Raw genomic sequence first — 20,870 nt, forward strand, 5'->3', positions numbered from 1 at the left:
GTATCCCTTAATTTTTAAATTATAATGCATTTCTTAATAAAATAATTCAAAAATAAATGCTCTATTTTAATATTTAGTAAAACATCTTAACTTAGTAAAATTCCTATAAATAAATGCTACTGAACTATACAAGATATAAGTTTGTATTAGTTGCACTTCATATACTCCCATATTCTACAACATTAAATAACCATATCGTTAAATATTTTCTTTTTGCGTCCTTTTAAATCACTAATTTCTATTATTGTTGCACTTGCACTATTTCTAACAATATTTTTAGCTTGAGTTCCTATTGCTGTTGCCTTTGCTGGTACATCCTTTACAACTACAGCATTAGCTCCTATCTTAGCACCTTTTCCTACAGTTATAGGCCCAAGTACTTTTGCACCTGTACCTATTAAAACATCATCCTCAATAGTTGGATGCCTTTTGCCTACATCCTTACCTGTACCACCTAGAGTTACTCCATGATAAAGTGTTACATTATCACCAACTTCTGCAGTCTCACCAATGACTACGCCCATTCCATGATCTATAAACAACCCTTTTCCAATCTTAGCTCCCGGATGAATTTCTATACCTGTAAAAAACCTAGATAATTGTGAAATTAATCTCGCCAAGAAAAACCATTTCTTTAAATATAGGATGTGGGCAATTCTATATGATATTAATGCATGAATACATGGATATAATAATAGTACTTCTAATTTACTTTTAGCTGCTGGATCTTCGTTTAAAACTCTTTCTATATCGTAATTTAACTTTTTAAACACAGCCTATTCTCCTTTCTATAGTTTTCAGTAGAGCTCTTCACATGTACAATTATTAATAGAACTTCATTAGTATCTTAAGTTAAACCAATAGTTTCACTGTTAATTCCTGATTATTAATAAAATTTTTATGATTATATTAATTAATCATATAACCCCATAGATATATACTTTTCTCCCCCATCTGGAGCAATAGCCAATACCTTTTTCCCTTTTCCTAGTCTTTTTGCAACCTGTATTGCTGCATATACTGCTGCACCTGAAGATATTCCAATTAATACACCTTCATTTTCAGCAAACGCTTTTGCTGTTTTAAATGCATCTTCATCTCTTACTTGTAGTATCTCATCCACATATTCTTCAACATAAACTCCTGGAACAAATCCTGCACCTATTCCTTGAATTTTATGTCCACCAGGATTTCCACCGCTTAAAACTGGCGAATTTGCTGGTTCAACTGCAAATGCTTTAACATTTGGATTTTTCTTTTTTAAATTTTTAGATACTCCTATTACAGTTCCACCACTTCCAACTCCTGCGATAAAGGCATCTAAATCTGGAATGTCCTTATATATTTCTTCTGCTGTTGTTTCATAGTGCTTTTCTGGGTTAGCTATATTTTCAAATTGTTGAGGAATAAAAAATCCTTCTCCGCTTCCTATTTCTAAAGCCTTTTCTATAGCTCCCTTCATCCCCTTAGATCCTTCAGTTAATACTAGATTTGCACCGTATGCTTTTATAAGATCTCTTCTTTCTTTACTCATTGTTTCTGGCATTATTATTGTGACATTGTAACCTTTCAATTTTCCTATAAGTGCTAGTGCTATTCCTGTATTTCCACTTGTTGGTTCCACTATTGTTGCCCCTGGTTTCAATACTCCTTCTTTTTCAGCTCTCTCAATCATTCCTAATGCTGCTCTGTCTTTAACACTTCCGCCAGGATTAAATTTTTCAAGTTTAACGTATATATCTGCACTATTTTCGTCCTTAATTAAATTATTAATTTTTAAAATAGGTGTATTTCCTATTAGTTCTAGTCCTCCATTATAAATCATATTATTATTCTCCTCCTCAAACTTCTACTAATTTTAGTATATCTTTTTACATTCTTTTTATATTAAATATAATAAAAAAACTTCATTCTCTATAAAAATTATAGAGACGAAGTAAAATTCGCGGTTCCACTCTAATTGGATTAAGTAGCTAATCCCTCTCAATTTTGATACTTAATATATCATATCACTATAACGGGTGAACCCGGAAAATCATACTAAAAAATATATCAAAAAAATAAATAGATATATTATCTTCCCATTTTTTTAATATATTTAATTTCAAATTTCAACTCCAAAGAGCACTTCACATAAATTCTAGATAAAAAGTTCTCAGCATCCTCTTCTCTCTGTAAACTTCCTTTATGTTACTTTTCTTTTTCACAGTTTTTAATTCTTAGTGTTTTGATAGGTTTTATATTATAATTATATTCCTTCTTTAAAAAAAGTCAATACTTTTTAAGACTTTAATTAAAAAGTATTGACTTTCTTAAATATATAAAAATAGATATTCCTAACAAATAAATAATAACGCTAAAACACTTATTTGCTAAAATCATGAATAATTTATGTTTTAATTTTTCTTCTTCCAGAGAGGATACAAAAATTCATCTACTAAATCATGAATAATCACTATTCCAATCAGCTTTTCATATTCATCTACTACTGGCACTGAATTCAAATCATATTTTGAGGCAACTTCTATAGCTTCGCCAATTTCAGCATCATGCTTTACCCGAGATACAGAATAGTCCATTATTTCTTTTATCTTTAAATCATTATCATTAACAATTAAATCTCTTAAAGATATCACACCCTGAACTCGTTCTTCTTCGTCCGTTATATAAATATAATAAATAACTTCTTCATCTGGTTTCGTTTCTTTTAATATTTCAATAGTATCTCCAACTGTTATATCTAAATTAACAGATATAAATTCTTTACTCATTATACTACCAACAGTTTCATCCCCATATTGCAACAGTTCTTTAACTTCATCTGCATCTTCTTTTTCTAAATTTACTAATATCTTTTCTCTTTCTTCTTCATCTAAATCATCTAATAAGTCAGCTATTTCATCATTAGGCATATTTTCTAACACCTCTACAGTTTTGCTGTCAGATAATTCTTTAATTATAGTCCCCTTATATTCCGAGTCTATTTCCTCTAATGTATCAGCTGCTAAATCCTCATCCAAAGATTCTAATACCTGTTTTCTTGATATTGTATCTAGATTTTCTAATATATCTGCAAGATCTGCTGGATGTAAAGTTGATAATTTTTTATATGGTATAGCTAATTTCAAATTATTTTCAACCATTTCTAAAGATTCAACATCATCCCATCTTAAGACTTTATCCTCTAACTTCTTCCCCATAATTCTATATATGAATTTCATAATACCAGCTATTTTTAGTCTTCTATATCTAGCTAACTGACCTGTTTCAACTCCAATAACTCTATATTCTCCTGCAATTCTTGCAATTCTCAAATCATTAACCCTTACAACTTGTTTTCCATTTATATCAACTATCTTTTTATCTAGTAGATTTTCTGAAAGAAGATAACTATACCTCATCGGCAATATTTCTTTACTTCCTCGGGTTTTTATCTTAATTTTACCATCCCTATTTAAAAATTCTATATATCTGAACTCATAATGAAAGGCCACTCCGTCCTTTTTAAGCTTATATCCAATTATTCTAGGATACCCTTCTTCCGTAGTTACATAAATATCTCTTAAAGTCCCTAAAACATCACCAAATTCATCATAAACTTTTTTATCTAAAATGTTAGTATATAGAAATATAGATAATTCCATCTTAATTATTCCCCCTACTTCTACAGAAAGAAAATCATTAGATGAAATTTACATTCTAAATAAATTACATCTACCTATATCCTTTAAAACAAGATAAAGGATTTTCCTTCTGAATATATTTAGTTTTTGCTATATTATAGTTTATATTCTGAGGTCCATCCTCCATCTTTTACACCGCCCTGTATATCTTCACTTAGTTATAATTTACTACTATCTCTAATTATTATATTACATAGAAGTAAAAAGGCAATAAGTTTTTATTTCTTAGTTAGCTTCATCGATGTTTCCCCCGCAAAATTAGAGTTTTTTTTCTTTTTTATATATCTAATTTTATTTTCCAATTCATTTCACTTTTTAACGTTAAAATTATATATAGGTTCTAAATAATGTAATTATTCTTTGTATAATTATTTTATTTGCTTTGCCTAATAGTTTAAGGTAAATTTTTATGAATTAAACTTTTGAGAACAACTTAAAGCTTTGTGTTATTCCATTGCTGAATTTACATTTATTTTGTCTTCTGATATTAATACAACATTTTTCAATTGTTCCTCAATCTGTAACTTATAAATATTTCTTTATAAGTTGTATTGAATTTACACTAGATTAACCTATTTATATTATTTGTAAACTAATTATTGTTATGTTAATATACTTTAAGAATAAGCTTTAAAAGCTTGTTCTTTGATTTTTTAATTATTTATTACATTAGTATAATATCCAAGTATAAAGATATTTAATGTACGTAATTTTAATATAAATATGGTTTAATAAAATAAATTAAGAATTGGAGTTAATATTATATGAAGCTTTGTAAGGAATTCTTACCTATTAGTAAAGAAGACTTAAAAAAAAGAAAAATTGACCAATTAGATTTTATTATTGTTTCTGGCGATGCTTATGTAGATCATCCTTCTTTTGGTACTGCTATTATAGGCAGAACTCTTGAATCACAAGGTTTTAATGTTGGTGTTATAGCTCAACCTGATTGGCATAATTCTGAAGATTTCAAAAGATTAGGTAAACCTAAATATGGTTTTCTTGTTAATTCAGGGAATATAGATTCTATGGTTAACCATTACACCGCTGCAAAAAAAACAAGACGTGAAGACTTGTATTCTCCTGGTGGAGAAGCTGGCCATAGACCGGATAGATCGATAATTGTTTATTGTAACAGAATACGTGAGGCCTATAAAGATGCAGCTATTGCAATTGGAGGAATAGAAGCAAGTCTTAGGCGTTTTGCACATTATGACTATTGGGATAATAAAGTTAGAAGAAGCATTCTTGTAGATTCTAAAGCTGATTTATTGATGTATGGTATGGGCGAAAAAACCGTAGTTCAGATTGCAGAATTATTAAGGTATGGAGCAAATATTAAAAATATAACAAGTGTTCTTGGAACTTGTTATTTGACTAAAGATATATCAAATATTAAAAATGCAGTTGTAGTACCTTCATTTGAAGAAGTATCTACAGATAAAGAAGCTTATGGTGAAGCTTATAAATTAGAATACTACGAACAAGATTCTATAAATGGCAGAACTATAATCCAAAAATATGGTGATAGATATTTAGTTCAGAATCCACCTCAAGAAAACTTAACTCAAGAAGAAATGGATCGAACATATGATTTACCTTACACAAGAACCTATCACCCTATATATGAAGCAAAAGGCGGCATACCTGCAATACAAGAAGTTAAATTTTCTATAACAAGCCATAGAGGCTGTTTTGGTTCATGTTCATTTTGTGCTCTAACATTTCACCAAGGAAGAGTAATTCAAAATAGGGGGCAAGAATCAATAATTGATGAGGCAAAACTTTTAACGACTTTGCCTGATTTCAAAGGATATATTCACGATATTGGAGGCCCTACCGCAAATTTTAGACATAGAGCTTGTAAAAAACAAATAGAACATGGTACTTGTAAAAATAAACAATGTATGTTCCCTAGTCCATGTAAAAACTTGATAATAGATCATACTGAATACCTTTCTCTATTGAAGAAAGTCAGAAAACTTCCTGGGATAAAAAAAGTATTTATACGTTCTGGGCTAAGATACGATTACCTAATACATGACAAAAATGATGCGTTTTTTAAAGAGTTGTGCGAGCATCATATTAGTGGTCAATTAAAAGTTGCTCCCGAACATGTGGTTCCAAAAGTATTGAATCAAATGGGTAAGCCAACAAGAGAAGTCTATGACAAATTTGTTAATAAGTATTTTCAGATTAATAAACAAATAGATAAAAAACAATTTTTAGTCCCTTATTTGATGTCATCTCATCCAGGTTCTGACCTAAATGCGGCAATAGATCTCGCATTATATATTAAAGAGATGGGATATACACCCGAACAAGTGCAAGATTTTTATCCAACACCCGGGAGCTTATCAACAACAATGTATTATACTGGATTCAATCCAATTACTGGAGAAAAAGTTTATATTCCAAAAACACCTGAAGAAAAGGAAATGCAAAGAGCTTTAATACAATTTGCTGTTCCTAAAAATTATCAAAAAGTGAAAAAGGCTCTAATTAAAGCTCATAGAGAAGATTTAATTGGTAACAATAAAAACTGTCTAATAGGCTTTACTCCTGGAAAACTAGGATATCAAGGAAAGCATAAATCAAACGATAATCTTAAAAATGACTCAAATAAAAATTCAAATGCTAGTAAAATATCTAATGAAAAGAATTCTATTAATAATACTAAGAAAACTTCTACTGATAACAATAAAAAACACTCAAACAAACATTCATCTGATAATCATTCAAATAGAAGAAAAAGAACTATGTAAAATAAAGGATACTTAGTTGCTTGCTATCGCAACTAAGTATCCTTTATCTTTGCTAACTACTAAGTAGTAAATATTACTCTTATTCCCAAAATCCTCTGCACACATATAATAAATTACCTACTATCTAGACTACTTACATAATTCTAAAGTATCAATTCGAACTTAATTCCTTACCTAGGAACGATAATTGTTTTTTGGCAATATCTTAAAGCTCTTTAACACTAAATTTATAATTACAAGAAATAACATATCCCCAATTACCGAGTAAGGGAAAAGTTTAATTCCACCTAAAATAATAATATCTTCTATCATTACTATTAATATTGCTATGATTATAAACCATATTCCTTTTTTATTTGCATACGGTCTATCTAGTAAGATTACATTTAGGATCAGTAATGCACCAAGTAGTATTAGTGAAAACAAAAACAATATAGTTTCCTTATCTATCTGCAAGATAAATCCATATAAATAATTTACCTGAACTGTTAACTTTGAAATTTGCATTATTACAGCATAAATGATACATACTGTTGCTGCAATAATATATGTTCCACCAAAGTTTAATTTTTCAGATCTTAAATAAATATAGCTTACAGCTAGCACTATAAGTGGTACTGATAAATGATTTAAAAATATTATTGGTTTTAAGTAATATATTATTGTACTATTCTTGAGTATACACAATAAAAATAATGCTACATGCCTTAATAAAAATAATGTAATTACTAATGCCAAATATATTTTTATTTTCTTTGGTGAAACTTCTAGATTCTTTTTTATAAGTGAAATTGACAAAAAAATTATAAGTAACAAAAATAAATAATATGCAAAGTTCACAAATTACGCTCCATTCCATATTCCTGTTACTTATATTTATTACTGTCTATCTTATTTTATACCTAAAAGTTTAATTCCACCCTTAATACATTGAACCCTCAATGGAAAATCTGGTCCTCTTTCCCCATCAATATCTGTAACGATATCTTCTGGAGATTCTATATATAAATCATCTGTTTTGAAATAAACAACTTTATCTGAATCTAAATGTTCGCCTTTCAAAAGCTTTATAAAGAGTGGGATGAGCTCAATTATTTGTATAGCTTTAAATATTATTACGTCAAGCTTTCCATCTGTAACTTCTGCCTCTGTCGCTAAATTAAAGTTTCCAGCAGTTTTACCATTAAACACTAAAAGCAAATACATTTCTCCGTCATAATCACATTCCTTAGATGATAGTTTTATCTTTAACTTTCTAAAGTTAGGTAATTCTTCAAGGCCTTTTAAATAATATGCTAACTTTCCTATTGTATTTTTTAAGTTCACATCAGTTTTTTGCGATACATCTGTAAAAAGTCCCGAACTGGCCACATTTATAAAATATTTCTCATTTATTTTCCCAACATCAACAGCTACTGGCTTTGAATTTAATATTTGCCTACATGCTTCTTCTATATCATTTGGCATATTTATAAGCTTTCCAAAGTCATTTGCAGTTCCAACCGGTAATATACCTATAGGTATATTTATATTTTTATTTTTCATAGCATTTACTAAAGAGTCTACAGTTCCATCCCCACCGGCTATTAAAATATAACTATAAGTTTCATCTATTATATCTAACGCTTCCGCTAAATCTTTTCCCTTTTGAATTCTATATGGTACTACTATTAATCCTACTTCTTGGTGTAGTTTTATAATATTATCTAATTCGCTTATTATACTATTTTCTCCTGAGTATGGGTTGTATATGAATCTAACCTTTTTCATAAATTAACCTGCCTCCAATAAATTTTCTTAGTTATTGTTTATATGCATAAAAAATAGCCTTAAAATAATTCTTAATACAAGATTATAATTAGCTCTAAATACATATATTAAATTCATATTAAATATTTACATATAATACCTATGTTATAGAGTTTATTATATCATTTTACTTACTTAATGTCGATACTAGATAATCTTAATAAAAACTTAAAGTTAATTTTACACCTTATATTATTTTCATTTATGTGCTATAATAATTCTTTGTAAGTATTTTTTATAATTTTAGGAGTGATTTTATGAGGAAAAGTTGTATTCCTAATGTATTTACCTTTATTAATTTATCTTGTGGAATTATATCTATATTATCAGTAATGAACGAAAAATATGCAATATCAGGTGCATTTATTTTATTAGCAGGATTGGTAGATAGGTATGATGGAAGAATAGCTCGTTTTTTAAACGTTTCTAGTGAATTAGGCAAAGAATTAGATTCTTTAGCTGATTTGGTTTCATTTGGAGTAGCACCATCTATATTAGTATATATATTATTCAATCTTGAATCTTTTGGACCTAAAGGATTATTTGGATTTATAGTTTTACTACTATTTCCTATATGCGGTGCTTACAGATTAGCTAGATTTAATACTACTGATTTTGATGGGGCCTTTACAGGTGTCCCAATAACAATAGCAGGTTGCTTTATGGCACTTTTTTCACTAATTATATTTAATTTTAATATTACACCATCGATCTATCTTGTTGTTCTTTTAATGATCCTTGGTTCATACTTAATGGTAAGTAAAGTTAAATTAAAGAAACTTTAATTGTAATTCATAATAAAAAACTCTATCTTAAAATTTTAAGATAGAGTTTTTTTGTTTGATTTTCATCACTATTCTTCTCTTTCTGAGTTTTGAAAATTTAATTCATTATCTATTTCAGTAAATATTTTATCTTTCTCTGTACTTACTGTAATATACTCATTTTTAATCTTACAGTACTTTAAGTAAGATCCTTCACATCGTTCTAGAGTGCTTATTAACTTATCTATTAATTCTCCTACATTTTCAACTCTCTCTAGTGCTTTCTTAACTTCACTTTTCTCCGCTAAATTTACATTATACAATTCTGATGCTCCAGCAATTAATAATCTATAAACATCCACATAATTCTTTAATAATACACTCAAATTATCTATATCTTCATATTGTTTTTTAGCTAAATCATTAAATTTCATAGTCAATCCTTTATACAAAATTTATACTAACTACTAAAATATTTGTAGTTAATCACTAAAAAAGTGACTAACTACAAATTACAAATTACATTCTTAATGTTTCAACATCAGCATATTCATTATCTATATCATTAAATATATCATTGGAGCCATAATGTTCTTCTTCACTTTCAACTACATCATCAAACTTATATTTTCCATGACAAGGTTTTTGAAGTAAATCTTCATCTAAATCTAAAAACTCCATTCCTTTGTTCGAAATATCTTCATCATGGTACTTGCTCATCTGAAACATTTTATCTTCTTGTGGCTTTTCACTAGGAGTCATACTTTTATCAACATGTAAATATTTAAACTCCCAGTTTCTATTACTAGACTTTTCTTTCAAACCTTCTACATAAACCACAGGAACTACAAACTCTTCAGGATATTCATAAATCATATGTTTTCCCCCTACTTACAATCCGCATTACATAATCTTCTAAAATATGCTCTTGGATATCTACATAATGGGCATTTCATAGGTGCTTCCTTACCTTCATATATATAACCACAATTTAGACATATCCATTCTTCTTCTCCATCTGATTTAAACATCTTACCCTCTTTAAGTTTTTTAGCTAAATCTAAAAATCTCTCCTTATGATGTTCTTCAACTTCTTGAAGTTCTTTATAAAAATCTGCAATATCATCAAAACCTTCTTCTCTAGCAATTTCTTCAAATTCTTTATAAATCACTTTACTTTCTTCAGATTCACCAAGTGCAGATTCTATCAAATTATTTTTTGTATTACTAATTCTGTCCAGATATCTTTTAAACACTTCTCTCGCATGCGCTTTTTCATTGCCTGCAGTTGCTTCAAATACCTCTGCAACATGCATGAAGCCATCTGCTTTAGCCTTCTCAGCATAAAAAGTATATTTATTTCTAGCTCTAGACTCTCCTGCAAATGTTTTAAATAAATTTCTTTCAGTTTGACTACCTTTTAAGTTCATCTTTGTCTCCCAAAATATTACTTTCTTCCATATATAAACTATTCATTTTTATATTTTTGGTTACCTCATCAGTTAACTCCCCATGGTGAAATATGCTTGTTAGGATAAATCACAAAATATTAGTTATTATTTTGTTTTCATATAGTAATCTTTTTAGGATACAATTATCTTCTTTTCCTGATTACAAGTTAAAATTACTTCTTGCTTATCGCTTGATTTAGTAATTAGCCTGACATCATGCCCCCATAATTCTTGAACATATTTCAATGTTTCTTTTGCATAAGAAAGCTCTAATGGCCTTCCGTCAAAAACATTCTCTAAAGTCAATGTATAGTTCTTCTTATTCAGATCAACAACTCTAATATACGGTATATTTCCCATACCTGCAGTATAGCTCAATGTATCTCTAATAGTTTTCCAGCCAGTTTCATCTGAAATTTCTTCAATGACAACATCGAAAGTTCTTTGATTATATTGAAATAAATTTAACTCTTCACACAATTCTCTAGTTAAATAACGCCTTAAAAACGAAGAATCTCTTTCAATTTCTCTAACTTCAAATATTTTTTCCTTTCCATATCTTTTTTCGATATCTTCAAATACTTTGAAGCCAACATAATAAGGATTCATACCACCTATAGCAGGAGCTATTACATCATTGTGCCTTTTCAAAAACTCTAAATGGAGCTCTTGTGGCAATTCTAATTGTTTTAAAATATTATAATGTGTATAGCTCGCCCAACCTTCATTCATAATTTTAGTTTCAATTTGAGGAACGAAATATTCTGTTTCTCTTTTAACAATTCTTAATATTGTTTTCTGCCATTCCTCTAACTGACCATAATTTATTATAAATCCCATAAGATCATCAACAGGCTCCAATGGAAGCTTATCTAAATCCGGTAAAACAATTTCTTCATACGGGTCTAAAATATCTCTATTTTCTTTTTTACTTTCATAATCTTTTAAAATACTTTCTTTAATCTCATCGTTAGTTAATTCTTTAACTCCAACATTTCTTTTACATTGATATCTTATAGCATGACCTGCATCTAGTATTCTTTCAACTTCAGAGTAGCCAATGCTTGGATCATCAATATAATCTCTTATTATCTTAGCATCTAAGTTAAACATCTCTAAAGTATATTTAGCATTAGTGCCTTCTTTAAATAATCTATTATTTCTAAAAAAATCATTATGCCCATATACATGAGCCATTGTTAATATCTGTAGTAATAGCGTATTATCCTTCATTAAATATGCTAAACAAGGATCTGAATTAATAACCATTTCATAAGGAAGGCCAGTAAGATTTAAAGAATAAAGTGTTTTACTTTTTTCATAAGATTTACCAAAACTCCAATGTGGATATCTTGAAGGCATTCCAACATAAGCTTCATATCCAATCATCTCATTAAAGCCTATAATTTCAAATTCTTGAGGATAACATTCTAGCCCATATTCCCTAACCTTTTTCTCTATTTTCTCATTCCACTTTTCAATATCACTAAAGCTATATTCCAATTTCTTATTCCTCCTTTAACTCCTTCCTAAGCATAATCTTAAGTGCATCCCACAAATCCTTCTTTTCTTTTATAATTACAGGAACAAATTTCTCATCAGTTATCTCTTTTTTAAATTTATGATACATTGTCGTTGTGTATGTCGATGGCAAAAGTTCTGCATAACCGAACATATTGCTTACCTTACATATATCTTTTACTGCTGTAACTGCTCTTTCATTATCTTCTGACCAGTTATCTCCATCACTTGCGTATATGCTATATATATTCCATGCTGTTGGAGGATACTTTTCTTCAATCACCTTTAATGCCTCATTAATACCACTAGATATATAAGTTCCACCAGATTCAGACTTATGGAAAAACTCAAATTCATCTACTCTTTTTGCAACTGTAGTATGATATATAAATTCGAATGCTATATTGTTGTATTTTCTTTTTAGAAAAGTTGCTAATACGAAAAAATAAGATCTTGCTAGATATTTCTTCGTCACATCCATAGAACCAGAGGCATCCATAATAAACAGCATTACTGCATTACTATCTTTTTTAGGTTTTAATTTAACTCTATAATACCTAAGATCCTCCTCTCTAAAAGGAAATCGCTCTAACTCGTCATCACTTTCTAATTCTTTTAACGCTCGTCTCTTTCCTTGCTTTCTTGCTATCTTTGACATAACTGTTTTCTTTTTTGCAAGTCTTGGTCTTATTCCGTGAGTTTGATAGCCCCTCTTCTTACCGCTAGTTTCAGTAACTATTTCTGAATACTTTTTTTGATCTAAATTAGGTAAGTTCAGATCTTCAGATATATAATCCATTAGCTCCTCGAGAGTGATTTCTGTTTCGTATACATCATCACCCTCTTCATTTCCAGCTCCCTGATTTCCTTTACCTTTAGCTAATTTCTTACTTCCATTTCCTAATTTTTCTCCTCTTTTTTCGTTACCGACTCCGCTGGCTACTCCCTTAGAGTTCTTTCCATAAACGAATTGATATTCCTTAATACCCTTAATTGGTATTTTAAATTTTTTGTTTTTGCTCTCTCCAACAATACTCTCTTCTGATAATATATCTCCTAAATTTTCTTTTATTGATTTTTCTACAAGTTGCCTATGTCTCCTTCTATCTTCTATGGATCTGTCGTGATCAATTTGATTGTTAGTGTAATCTCTAAATATTGCCATAAGCTAATCTAATCCCTCCATAAGTTATTAGCTGCATACTTTAAGATTACATCACAACAATGAAGACAATATCCATTTCTTTTCATTTCTTCGACCATAGAATCATATTTTTCTGCCTGTTCCTTATCCCTAACCTTTGATTTAGTTATGATTCTCGATAAATCTTTAACTGAAGCTGTTAATTTCTTTTCAATTGCTTCCTTCAAAGGTTCATAAGAAGTATAATCTAATCTTCCACCTTTCCTAACTATATAGAACATATATGAAGTCACATCTGATCTAAATCCTTTAGCTGATGCGGCATATACACCTATTTGTTCTTCTATGCTTCTCATAAATTCTTCATCTGGATTAAGTTCCTCACCAGTTGAAACATCTTTTATCTTAGTTTTATTTACATATGCCTCAGCATTATCTATATAATTATTAAATAGGCTCTCAGCCTGTTCTCTAAATGAGTGAATAAATGCTTTTGTAATTTCCCTTTCAAGAATTTTATTATATTCTTTTCTTATATTATCTTGAATAAAACCTAAATACTTCTTTTTATCATCTGCTGCAATATCTAACTCTTTAACAGATTTTATTATGCTCTCCATTATACTAAGCGGATTTATACAGTCATATCCCGATTCTGAAAGTGCATTATCTATTGCTTTTATGATAAATCTTGTACTTATGCCCTTCATGCCTTCATATTGACCTGCTTCTTCCCTAAGCTCTCCAATATCGATTTTCTTTGTAGTTCCTTTTTCAACAATTTCTTCTCCATTGTAAATCTTAAGCTTTGTCACAGCATCTACTTTAGCCGAAGGTGTTAATCTTGAAAGTATTGCAAACATTGCTGCAATTTCAATAGTATGTGGTGCTATATGCGCTTTAAAATTACTCTTCTTTAATATTTTTTCATATATCTTAACTTCCTCGTCTAGTTCTAAGCAATATGGAACTTCAACTTTTACAATTCTATCTAGAATTGCTTCATTTGTATGATCTGATTTAAATTTATTCCATTCCGCCTCATTTGAGTGAGCAACTATAACTCCATCAAAATAAATCATTGAACCTTTACCTGGAGACGGTACTGATTTTTCCTGAGTTGCAGTGATTATTGTATGAAGATATTCAACATCATTTTTAAATACCTCTATAAATTCTACTAGTCCACGATTACCGACATTAAATGCTCCATTTAGAGAAAAAATTCTTGGATCATCTTCAGAGTACATATCCATCTTAGAAATATCAATTGATCCTGTTAAAATTGATGTATCCTGGTTATTTGGATCAACAGGCGGCACTACTCCAATTCCTTTTCTTGATCTAATAGAAAATCCTGTTCTTTCAACTGGAAAATCTTCATAAACTCCTTTGAGCTCATTAACAAGTCTATATCTGCATACTGGGCATAAATCCCCTTCAATTTGTACTCCTAGCATCTCCTCAAATTTTGGTCTCAAATGCTTTGGAATTAAATGAAGTGGCTCTTCATGCATCGGGCATCCTTTTAATGAATAAACTGATTCACAACTTTCTAAAGCCGATTTTAAACTCTCTACTATTGAAGATTTACCTGCTCCTACTGGACCAACAAGATATAATACTTGTCTTGATTCTTCACCCTTCATTGCTGCTGATTTAAAATAGCTGGCAAGCTTCATAATAACTTTATCAATTCCATAGAAATCATCTTTAAAAAAGCCATACTTTCTTATTAAGTCATTTCCATAAATCTTTCTTACTCGTGGGTTTTCCTCAGCTTTTAATTCCTCTACCCCTTTACTCATAATCATCTCATAGATTCTTTTATGAGCAAGATTTACAATTTCTGGGTTCTCCTTAACAATATCTAAATACTCTAGAAAACTTCCTTCAAACTTTTGGGTGCTATCCTTTTCTCTATCTGTTTCTATAAATTCTTTAAAGTTCATACTCATAAACACTCCTCCTCCTTTATAACTAAAATATATTCAATTAAACAAAGACATTATGACTACTTTTTTCAAATACTTACTGTTTGGTTCCTATTAAATAAAAACATAAACAATAACCATACAAATTTACTACTTAATGAGCATTATTTCATAATTTTATTAAATAACATCCATAAATAATTTTGTTTTTCTCTGTAGCCTGTCTAATATATAGATATTTTGATATTTCAAATTAATAACTATTTATTAAATAAATTAATAATATTTTAAATTTATACCTTAAAATGTGAAATTCTTTTGCACAAAAAAAGGAATATTCTAAGTTCCTAATACTTAAAATATTCCTTCTTTACTATTGAATGTTTCCTCTATTATATAATTTATATTTCAAAAATATTCTGCAATATAACTATATAATATTTACAATCGTGCCTATGTTTAATTTCTATTTTATTAGTCAAAAGTTCTTGGAGTAAATTCAGAATCTTTCGCTTTTGGCTCACCAAAAACTGATTTTACGCTTTCTGCTTGTGGATTATGATTTAAAGTCTTATGTTTGCTTGTATGTTTCTTTTTCATACTGTTGTCCATTTATATCACTCTCCTCTTCCTATTGACTCTTTAATATTATGTGTATTTCGGACTGTTTTATGCTGGCTAATGTTGTATATATATATTTAGTTTTCTATAAGTTCTTTTATATCATTAACTGACGCGCCTATTGTAAATATTATATTTTCATCAATTCTTAATTTACTTTCATTTTCGTTAATTTTTATTTTGTTAACAGTTAAGTTATTAGGACGCAATTCTTTGTATCTAGTACTTGATATATCTATATCAAACTTTTTATCTTTAGCACCTGTAATTTTTATTACAGATCCATGTTCATTACCATCACGCTCTACACTTATATCTATAATGTTGTCTTTTCCATTGCAGCCACAGTTTGAATCATTTGGATACTTTAAAACATTAGCATTGCCAGTTATTGTAGCCCATCCACCACTCAATGCCAATTTTACTAGCATGTTCAAATCATATTTATCCTCTATTTTCTTTAAAAGTTTTCCTAATTCAAATATTGTTAAATCTAGTTTCATTCTATATTCTCCTTTGCTTATGTAATACACCATCTATTATAATTGCTTTTATAAAAAATTAATAATTTAATTTTCCTCTATATATATACTTGTTAATATAAAATATAAAGGATATATCAAACAGATAAAAACATTTTGATATATCCTCTTTATATTATAGGTGATCCTTTTCTTTATGTGGAGGCGCACCTATCTTTTTTCCATCAATAATGCCTAAATCCGCATTATTTTTGGGATCTATTTTTCTACGTTCCGCATTAGATTTAGGTCTATCTTTCACTCTATTTTTGTTATTATCCATATGTATCACCTCATTATTATGGTGTACATTTAAATTCATTTTATACTGCTTAGCTCTAAAATTAAAATTTATTGAAATAATTATTAATAGAATTAAGTATTACCAATTAATATAGTTATCTATTATTCCTAAACTTACCTCTTTCATATTGCTCAGGCCATTTTACCTCGCCATCTAATTTTGAGTCAGCTTCAAGCGGCCAATATGGTTTTCTTAAAAGAATTCTTCCTAAGAAAATCATATCTGCTCTATCATTTTGAATTATTTCCTCCGCCATATAAGGTGATATAATAAGTCCTCCAGCTATTACAGGAAGGCCTGTATTTTCTTTTATTATCTCTGCAAATTTTATCTGATATCCTTCATATACCTTAATTGGAGTAGGAGTAGGTGCAACACCACCTGAACTTACATTAAGTATATCAATTCCTTCTTCTTTAACCAAATTTACCATTTTAGCTAAGTCTTCTGGATGATTTCCTTCATTCAAATAATCTTCTGCACTTATCCTAAGTATTATTGGTTTTTCCTTTGTCCACACTTCTCTAATTGATTTTACTACTTCTTTTAAAAATCTCGCTCTATTTTCTAAACTCCCGCCATACTCATCAGTTCTTTTGTTACTAAGAGGAGATAAAAATTGATTTATTAAATATCCGTGAGCAGCATGAATTTCTATAATATCATATCCTATTTCAATACACCTTTTAGCCGCACTTTTAAAGGCATTTATTACTTCACCTATATCTTCTTTGCTCATTTCTTTAGGAACTTTATATTCACTACTAAATGCTTCAGCACTAGGTCCTATAATCTCAAGATTTTTTATTTCACACTTTCTGCCTGCATGACCAAGTTGAATTCCCATGACTGCACCTAAGCTTTTGCATGTATCAACTATCTTCTTTAAACTCCCTATTTGCGAATCATCCCATATTCCTAAATCTCTATCACTTATTCTTCCTCTGCTTTCAACTCCAGTTGCCTCTTGTATTATAAGCCCTACTCCACCTAACGCTCTTGTGGCATAATGTATTTTATGCCACTCAGTAGCTATTCCATCTTCTTTAGCAGTATACATACACATAGGCGCCATAACAACTCTATTTTTAAATTCTAAATTTTTAAGTTTAAAACTCGAAAAAAGTTTTGACATATAATTCTCCTCCCTTTTGTTTTATATTTATGATGTTAATGCTATTCTTTCCTAACTAAATAATTAGATACTGGATTTTAAATATCAATTAACCATATAAACTATTATAAAAAACTACAGCTTATTAATAATACTGGCATTATATGCAGCCCCAAAGCCATTATCTATATTAACCACACTTACGCCACTCGCGCAACTATTCAACATAGATAGCAAAGCAGCAATTCCTCCAAAATTAGCTCCGTATCCAACACTTGTTGGCACTGCAATTACTGGCTTATCTACAAGGCCTCCTACAACACTAGCTAAGGCACCTTCCATTCCTGCAATTACTATAACAACTTTTGCTCCCCTAATGACATCTAATTTTGAAAAAAGTCTGTGTATCCCTGCAACTCCAACATCAGTTATTTTTTCAACTCTATTCCCTAGTATAGTAGCCGTTTCAAATGCTTCTTCTACAACAGGTAAATCCGATGTACCTGCCGCAACAATTGCTATATAATTCTCCGTAAGAGGTTGTTCATTTCTCCTAATGGTTATTGTTCTGCCAAGCTTGTTATATTTTGCTTCTTCACATATTTCTTTAACTGCATTATACATTTCCTCATTAGCTCTTGTTCCTAATATATTATTGTTTTTGGTAAGCATAAATTTTACAATATCTCTGACCTGCTCTACTGTCTTACCTTCACAGTATATTACTTCAGGATAGCCAACTCTAATTTCTCTATGATTATCTATCTTAGCAAAACCTAAATCTTTAAAAGGTAGATCTTCCAATTTTTCAAGCGCCTCATCTACATTTAATTTATTATCTTTAACGCTTTCTAACAATTCTTTAATTTCTTCTTTGTTCATTAGCTTTATCCTCCTAAGATATTCTCTGCTACCTTAATACACCATTTTAATTTATTCTTAAAGTATTATTATTTATTTTGATTATCCTCTTTTTTCAATATAGTTTCGTTAAAACTTCCTACTCTATACCCTTGTAAATCTAATGTTACATATTTAAATCCACATTCTTTTATTTTTTCAGCAATAGTGTCCAAAAGTTTTTCATTAAATAATTTATTTCTATCATTCCTACTTACTTCAACTCTAGCTAAGTCGCCGTGACATCTTACTCTAACAGCTCTAAATCCTATACTCATCATATATTTTTCTGCATTTTCAATCTTTTCAAAATCTTCTACCTTAAGCTCATTTCCATAAGGTATCCTTGTTAAAAGACAGGCATAAGGTGGCTTATCCCAAGTGTTAAGCCACAATTCTTTAGAGAACGCTCTTATCTCTGCTTTAGTTAATTTGCATTCTAATAGCGGGCTTTTTACTTCTAGTTCTTTTAATGCTTTAAGACCTGGTCTATAATCACTTATGTCATCAAAATTTGTCCCATCAATTACACAATTATAACCTTGTTCTTCTGCTACATTTAATATCATAGTGAATACAGCTGTTTTACAAAGATAGCACCTATCTTCCGGATTGAATTTAATTGAGTCAATAATTGGAGCTTCAATAATTTCATGTTGAACTCCCAATTCCCTTACTAATTCTCTAGCCTCTGCTATTTCCCACTTAGGAATATATGGTGATAAAATCGTTACTGCCTTTACATTCTCTCCAAGAGCTTCTTTAGCTACTCTAAGTAAGAATGTGCTATCTACTCCCCCTGAGAATGCTAAAACCACTTTTCCTAATCCTTTAAGGTATTTCACTAGTTCACTATATTTATCATTATTAATCATCTATCTCTTCCGCCTCTCACCTATACATTTTTATTTTCTTAATTTGATTGTAGAATTACTCATTATAGATATTCGAAGTTTGCTTATAAACTTCCCTATACACCTTTTCCATAGTTATGTTATTCTCTTTTGCAATCTTTTTACATTCCTCATATTCTGGCTTGTATTTAACTAAGTTACCTTTATAATATGACTTCTTGATTGTTACTTCTCCATACTGAGTTTCTACCTTTGAAAACTCCCTATTTAACATTATTTTTTCAACTCTATATTTTCTTACTCCTATAGAAGTTGTCTCTTCAAAAACTATGTCCAAAATATCTTTTTCTATTTTTTCACTAATTAATACACTTAACTTTATTCCTGGTCTTCCCTTTTTCATGAATATAGGAGTTTTAAAAACATCCAATGCCCCTGCATCAAAGAGCTTTTCTTCAACATATCCATAAAATTCTGGATTCATATCATCTATATTAGTTTCCAATATATACTGTTCTTCTATCTTCTCTAAACTATTGTCTTCTCCTAAGTAAACTCTCAAAACATTAGGTATATCTAGATCTCTATGTCCAATTCCATATCCAATTTTCTTTATAGAAAAATCTATCTTTGCAGTAAACTCTTTAACATTTTCAGCTAGTATCGCAGCTCCTGTAGGCGTAGTTGTCTCAAATTGAACTACCCCAACATTTATTGGAATGCCTTTTAATATTTCTACGGTCGCAGGTGCTGGAACTGGCATGAGGCCATGAGCACATTTTACGAATCCGCCACCAACTTGAACATGAGACGCCATAATTTTATCAACTTTTAAATAATCTAAGCAAATAGCAGCTCCTACTATATCAACAATTGAATCAATCGCACCTACTTCATGAAAGTGTACTTCATATAGTGTTTTGCCATGCACCTTTGCTTCTGCTTCTGCTACTCTCATAAACATATTCAAACTTAAATTCTTAACTTTTTCACTTAAGTCACTGGAATTTATTATATTCTCTATATCTTTCAAGTTTCTATGATGATGCTCGTGATTTCCTGAATGGCTATGAACATGAGCTTGTTCGTGATTATGTGAACAATTATGCTCATGACTATGCGAATGATTGTGTTCATGATTATGTGAAGCATCTTCACCATGAGAATGATCATGATGATCGTGCTCTTCATCATGTACATGAGGGTGACTGTGATCTTTTATAATATCACTATTAGAATGCTCAAAGTCTTTATACCCAATGTTATCTCCATTATTTAGTTTATCTTTTAATATAACATCTACTCTAGTTCCTGTTATTCCAAGTTTTTCAGAACTGTTAATTTGTATATCATATTCAGAACTTAAATTAAGCTTTGAAATTTCTTTAAATAAATATTCTTTAGGAACTCCTAGATTCAACATCGCTGCCAAATTCATATCTCCACTTATACCGCAAAAACAATCGTAATATAATATTTTCATTT

The 20,870-nt window shown here is 29.7% G+C and carries 20 protein-coding genes and 1 other annotated feature; of the genes, 2 read left to right on the forward strand and 18 right to left on the reverse strand.

Features of this window, described 5'->3' with window-relative positions; all coding sequences use genetic code 11:
- Window positions 1-182 precede the first annotated feature (182 nt).
- The 3 genes from epsC to T483_RS0106965 form a co-directional block, all read right to left on the reverse strand.
- The gene (gene epsC / locus T483_RS0106955) at window positions 183-773 is read right to left on the reverse strand and encodes a serine O-acetyltransferase EpsC (protein ID WP_026886205.1); all 591 of its coding nucleotides are present in this window, start codon (window positions 771-773) and stop codon (window positions 183-185) included.
- Between the two features lie 140 nt (window positions 774-913).
- Window positions 914-1,825: a cysteine synthase A gene (gene cysK, locus T483_RS0106960; protein ID WP_026886206.1), complete on the reverse strand. Its 912-nt coding sequence runs from the start codon at window positions 1,823-1,825 to the stop codon at window positions 914-916.
- A 99-nt stretch (window positions 1,826-1,924) separates the two neighbouring features.
- Window positions 1,925-2,216: a binding site (T-box leader), on the reverse strand.
- Between the two features lie 180 nt (window positions 2,217-2,396).
- The gene (locus T483_RS0106965; protein WP_026886207.1) at window positions 2,397-3,644 is read right to left on the reverse strand and encodes a magnesium transporter MgtE N-terminal domain-containing protein; all 1,248 of its coding nucleotides are present in this window, start codon (window positions 3,642-3,644) and stop codon (window positions 2,397-2,399) included.
- 803 nt (window positions 3,645-4,447) lie between these two features.
- Between T483_RS0106965 and T483_RS0106975 the strand changes: the two genes are divergently transcribed.
- The gene (locus T483_RS0106975; protein WP_026886208.1) at window positions 4,448-6,448 is read left to right on the forward strand and encodes a YgiQ family radical SAM protein; all 2,001 of its coding nucleotides are present in this window, start codon (window positions 4,448-4,450) and stop codon (window positions 6,446-6,448) included.
- A gap of 174 nt (window positions 6,449-6,622) precedes the next feature.
- Here the strand turns inward: T483_RS0106975 and T483_RS0106980 are convergent, their stop codons facing one another.
- Together T483_RS0106980 and T483_RS0106985 are read right to left on the reverse strand one after the other, a co-directional pair.
- The gene (locus tag T483_RS0106980; RefSeq protein ID WP_026886209.1) at window positions 6,623-7,288 is read right to left on the reverse strand and encodes a hypothetical protein; all 666 of its coding nucleotides are present in this window, start codon (window positions 7,286-7,288) and stop codon (window positions 6,623-6,625) included.
- A gap of 51 nt (window positions 7,289-7,339) precedes the next feature.
- Window positions 7,340-8,218, reverse strand: a complete 879-nt coding sequence (locus T483_RS0106985) for a YegS/Rv2252/BmrU family lipid kinase (RefSeq protein ID WP_026886210.1) — start codon at window positions 8,216-8,218, stop codon at window positions 7,340-7,342.
- A gap of 296 nt (window positions 8,219-8,514) precedes the next feature.
- On the opposite strand from T483_RS0106985, the gene pssA reads away from it, so the two are divergent.
- The gene (gene pssA, locus T483_RS0106990; RefSeq protein ID WP_026886211.1) at window positions 8,515-9,042 is read left to right on the forward strand and encodes a CDP-diacylglycerol--serine O-phosphatidyltransferase; all 528 of its coding nucleotides are present in this window, start codon (window positions 8,515-8,517) and stop codon (window positions 9,040-9,042) included.
- A 68-nt stretch (window positions 9,043-9,110) separates the two neighbouring features.
- On the opposite strand, the gene T483_RS0106995 is transcribed toward pssA, so the two are convergent.
- From T483_RS0106995 to larC, 13 genes are all read right to left on the reverse strand, one after another.
- Window positions 9,111-9,455 carry a hypothetical protein gene (locus T483_RS0106995; protein ID WP_026886212.1) on the reverse strand — a complete coding sequence of 115 codons (345 nt, stop codon included), beginning with the start codon at window positions 9,453-9,455 and terminating at the stop codon, window positions 9,111-9,113.
- Between the two features lie 85 nt (window positions 9,456-9,540).
- Complete coding sequence (locus T483_RS0107000; protein ID WP_026886213.1) at window positions 9,541-9,897, reverse strand: hypothetical protein; 357 nt, start codon at window positions 9,895-9,897, stop codon at window positions 9,541-9,543.
- Between the two features lie 11 nt (window positions 9,898-9,908).
- A complete protein-coding gene (locus T483_RS0107005; RefSeq protein ID WP_026886214.1) occupies window positions 9,909-10,451 on the reverse strand; it encodes a rubrerythrin family protein in 543 nt (180 codons plus the stop codon).
- A 153-nt stretch (window positions 10,452-10,604) separates the two neighbouring features.
- Window positions 10,605-11,975 (reverse strand): SpoVR family protein, encoded by a 1,371-nt coding sequence (locus tag T483_RS0107010; RefSeq protein ID WP_026886215.1) that lies wholly within the window; start codon window positions 11,973-11,975, stop codon window positions 10,605-10,607.
- A 4-nt stretch (window positions 11,976-11,979) separates the two neighbouring features.
- Window positions 11,980-13,158, reverse strand: a complete 1,179-nt coding sequence (yhbH, locus tag T483_RS0107015) for a sporulation protein YhbH (RefSeq protein ID WP_026886216.1) — start codon at window positions 13,156-13,158, stop codon at window positions 11,980-11,982.
- An 8-nt stretch (window positions 13,159-13,166) separates the two neighbouring features.
- Window positions 13,167-15,089, reverse strand: a complete 1,923-nt coding sequence (locus T483_RS0107020; RefSeq protein ID WP_026886217.1) for a PrkA family serine protein kinase — start codon at window positions 15,087-15,089, stop codon at window positions 13,167-13,169.
- A gap of 456 nt (window positions 15,090-15,545) precedes the next feature.
- On the reverse strand, window positions 15,546-15,683 hold the full coding sequence (locus tag T483_RS31540) for a CPC_1213 family protein (protein WP_017212516.1): 138 nt from the start codon (window positions 15,681-15,683) through the stop codon (window positions 15,546-15,548).
- Window positions 15,684-15,769: 86 nt separating this feature from the next.
- Window positions 15,770-16,195, reverse strand: coding sequence for a hypothetical protein (locus T483_RS0107030; protein WP_026886218.1), 426 nt, complete (start codon window positions 16,193-16,195; stop codon window positions 15,770-15,772).
- A 154-nt stretch (window positions 16,196-16,349) separates the two neighbouring features.
- Window positions 16,350-16,496, reverse strand: a complete 147-nt coding sequence (locus tag T483_RS31545) for a hypothetical protein (protein ID WP_196244855.1) — start codon at window positions 16,494-16,496, stop codon at window positions 16,350-16,352.
- Window positions 16,497-16,611: 115 nt separating this feature from the next.
- Window positions 16,612-17,652: an NADPH dehydrogenase NamA gene (gene namA / locus T483_RS0107040; RefSeq protein WP_026886219.1), complete on the reverse strand. Its 1,041-nt coding sequence runs from the start codon at window positions 17,650-17,652 to the stop codon at window positions 16,612-16,614.
- A gap of 114 nt (window positions 17,653-17,766) precedes the next feature.
- Window positions 17,767-18,513 (reverse strand): nickel pincer cofactor biosynthesis protein LarB, encoded by a 747-nt coding sequence (gene larB / locus T483_RS0107045; protein WP_026886220.1) that lies wholly within the window; start codon window positions 18,511-18,513, stop codon window positions 17,767-17,769.
- 68 nt (window positions 18,514-18,581) lie between these two features.
- Window positions 18,582-19,406 (reverse strand): ATP-dependent sacrificial sulfur transferase LarE, encoded by an 825-nt coding sequence (larE, locus tag T483_RS0107050; RefSeq protein ID WP_026886221.1) that lies wholly within the window; start codon window positions 19,404-19,406, stop codon window positions 18,582-18,584.
- 55 nt (window positions 19,407-19,461) lie between these two features.
- Window positions 19,462-20,868 carry a nickel pincer cofactor biosynthesis protein LarC gene (larC, locus tag T483_RS0107055; RefSeq protein WP_026886222.1) on the reverse strand — a complete coding sequence of 469 codons (1,407 nt, stop codon included), beginning with the start codon at window positions 20,866-20,868 and terminating at the stop codon, window positions 19,462-19,464.
- Between the last annotated feature and the right edge of the window lie 2 nt (window positions 20,869-20,870).

Origin of the sequence: Clostridium beijerinckii HUN142 (genome assembly GCF_000621745.1) — a bacterium.
GTDB lineage: Bacteria > Bacillota > Clostridia > Clostridiales > Clostridiaceae > Clostridium > Clostridium beijerinckii_A.

Bases quoted from the DNA above. Each gene is read 5' to 3' on its own strand.
- cysK (WP_026886206.1), bottom strand. From the start codon at position 1,825: ATGATTTATAATGGAGGACTAGAACTAATAGGAAATACACCTATTTTA.
- T483_RS0106965 (WP_026886207.1), bottom strand. From the start codon at position 3,644: ATGGAATTATCTATATTTCTATATACTAACATTTTAGATAAAAAAGTT.
- T483_RS0106975 (WP_026886208.1), top strand. From the start codon at position 4,448: ATGAAGCTTTGTAAGGAATTCTTACCTATTAGTAAAGAAGACTTAAAA.
- T483_RS0106985 (WP_026886210.1), bottom strand. From the start codon at position 8,218: ATGAAAAAGGTTAGATTCATATACAACCCATACTCAGGAGAAAATAGT.
- pssA (WP_026886211.1), top strand. From the start codon at position 8,515: ATGAGGAAAAGTTGTATTCCTAATGTATTTACCTTTATTAATTTATCT.
- T483_RS0106995 (WP_026886212.1), bottom strand. From the start codon at position 9,455: ATGAAATTTAATGATTTAGCTAAAAAACAATATGAAGATATAGATAAT.
- T483_RS0107000 (WP_026886213.1), bottom strand. From the start codon at position 9,897: ATGATTTATGAATATCCTGAAGAGTTTGTAGTTCCTGTGGTTTATGTA.
- T483_RS0107005 (WP_026886214.1), bottom strand. From the start codon at position 10,451: ATGAACTTAAAAGGTAGTCAAACTGAAAGAAATTTATTTAAAACATTT.
- yhbH (WP_026886216.1), bottom strand. From the start codon at position 13,158: ATGGCAATATTTAGAGATTACACTAACAATCAAATTGATCACGACAGA.
- T483_RS0107020 (WP_026886217.1), bottom strand. From the start codon at position 15,089: ATGAACTTTAAAGAATTTATAGAAACAGATAGAGAAAAGGATAGCACC.
- T483_RS31540 (WP_017212516.1), bottom strand. From the start codon at position 15,683: ATGGACAACAGTATGAAAAAGAAACATACAAGCAAACATAAGACTTTA.
- T483_RS0107030 (WP_026886218.1), bottom strand. From the start codon at position 16,195: ATGAAACTAGATTTAACAATATTTGAATTAGGAAAACTTTTAAAGAAA.
- T483_RS31545 (WP_196244855.1), bottom strand. From the start codon at position 16,496: ATGGATAATAACAAAAATAGAGTGAAAGATAGACCTAAATCTAATGCG.
- namA (WP_026886219.1), bottom strand. From the start codon at position 17,652: ATGTCAAAACTTTTTTCGAGTTTTAAACTTAAAAATTTAGAATTTAAA.
- larB (WP_026886220.1), bottom strand. From the start codon at position 18,513: ATGAACAAAGAAGAAATTAAAGAATTGTTAGAAAGCGTTAAAGATAAT.
- larE (WP_026886221.1), bottom strand. From the start codon at position 19,406: ATGATTAATAATGATAAATATAGTGAACTAGTGAAATACCTTAAAGGA.
- larC (WP_026886222.1), bottom strand. From the start codon at position 20,868: ATGAAAATATTATATTACGATTGTTTTTGCGGTATAAGTGGAGATATG.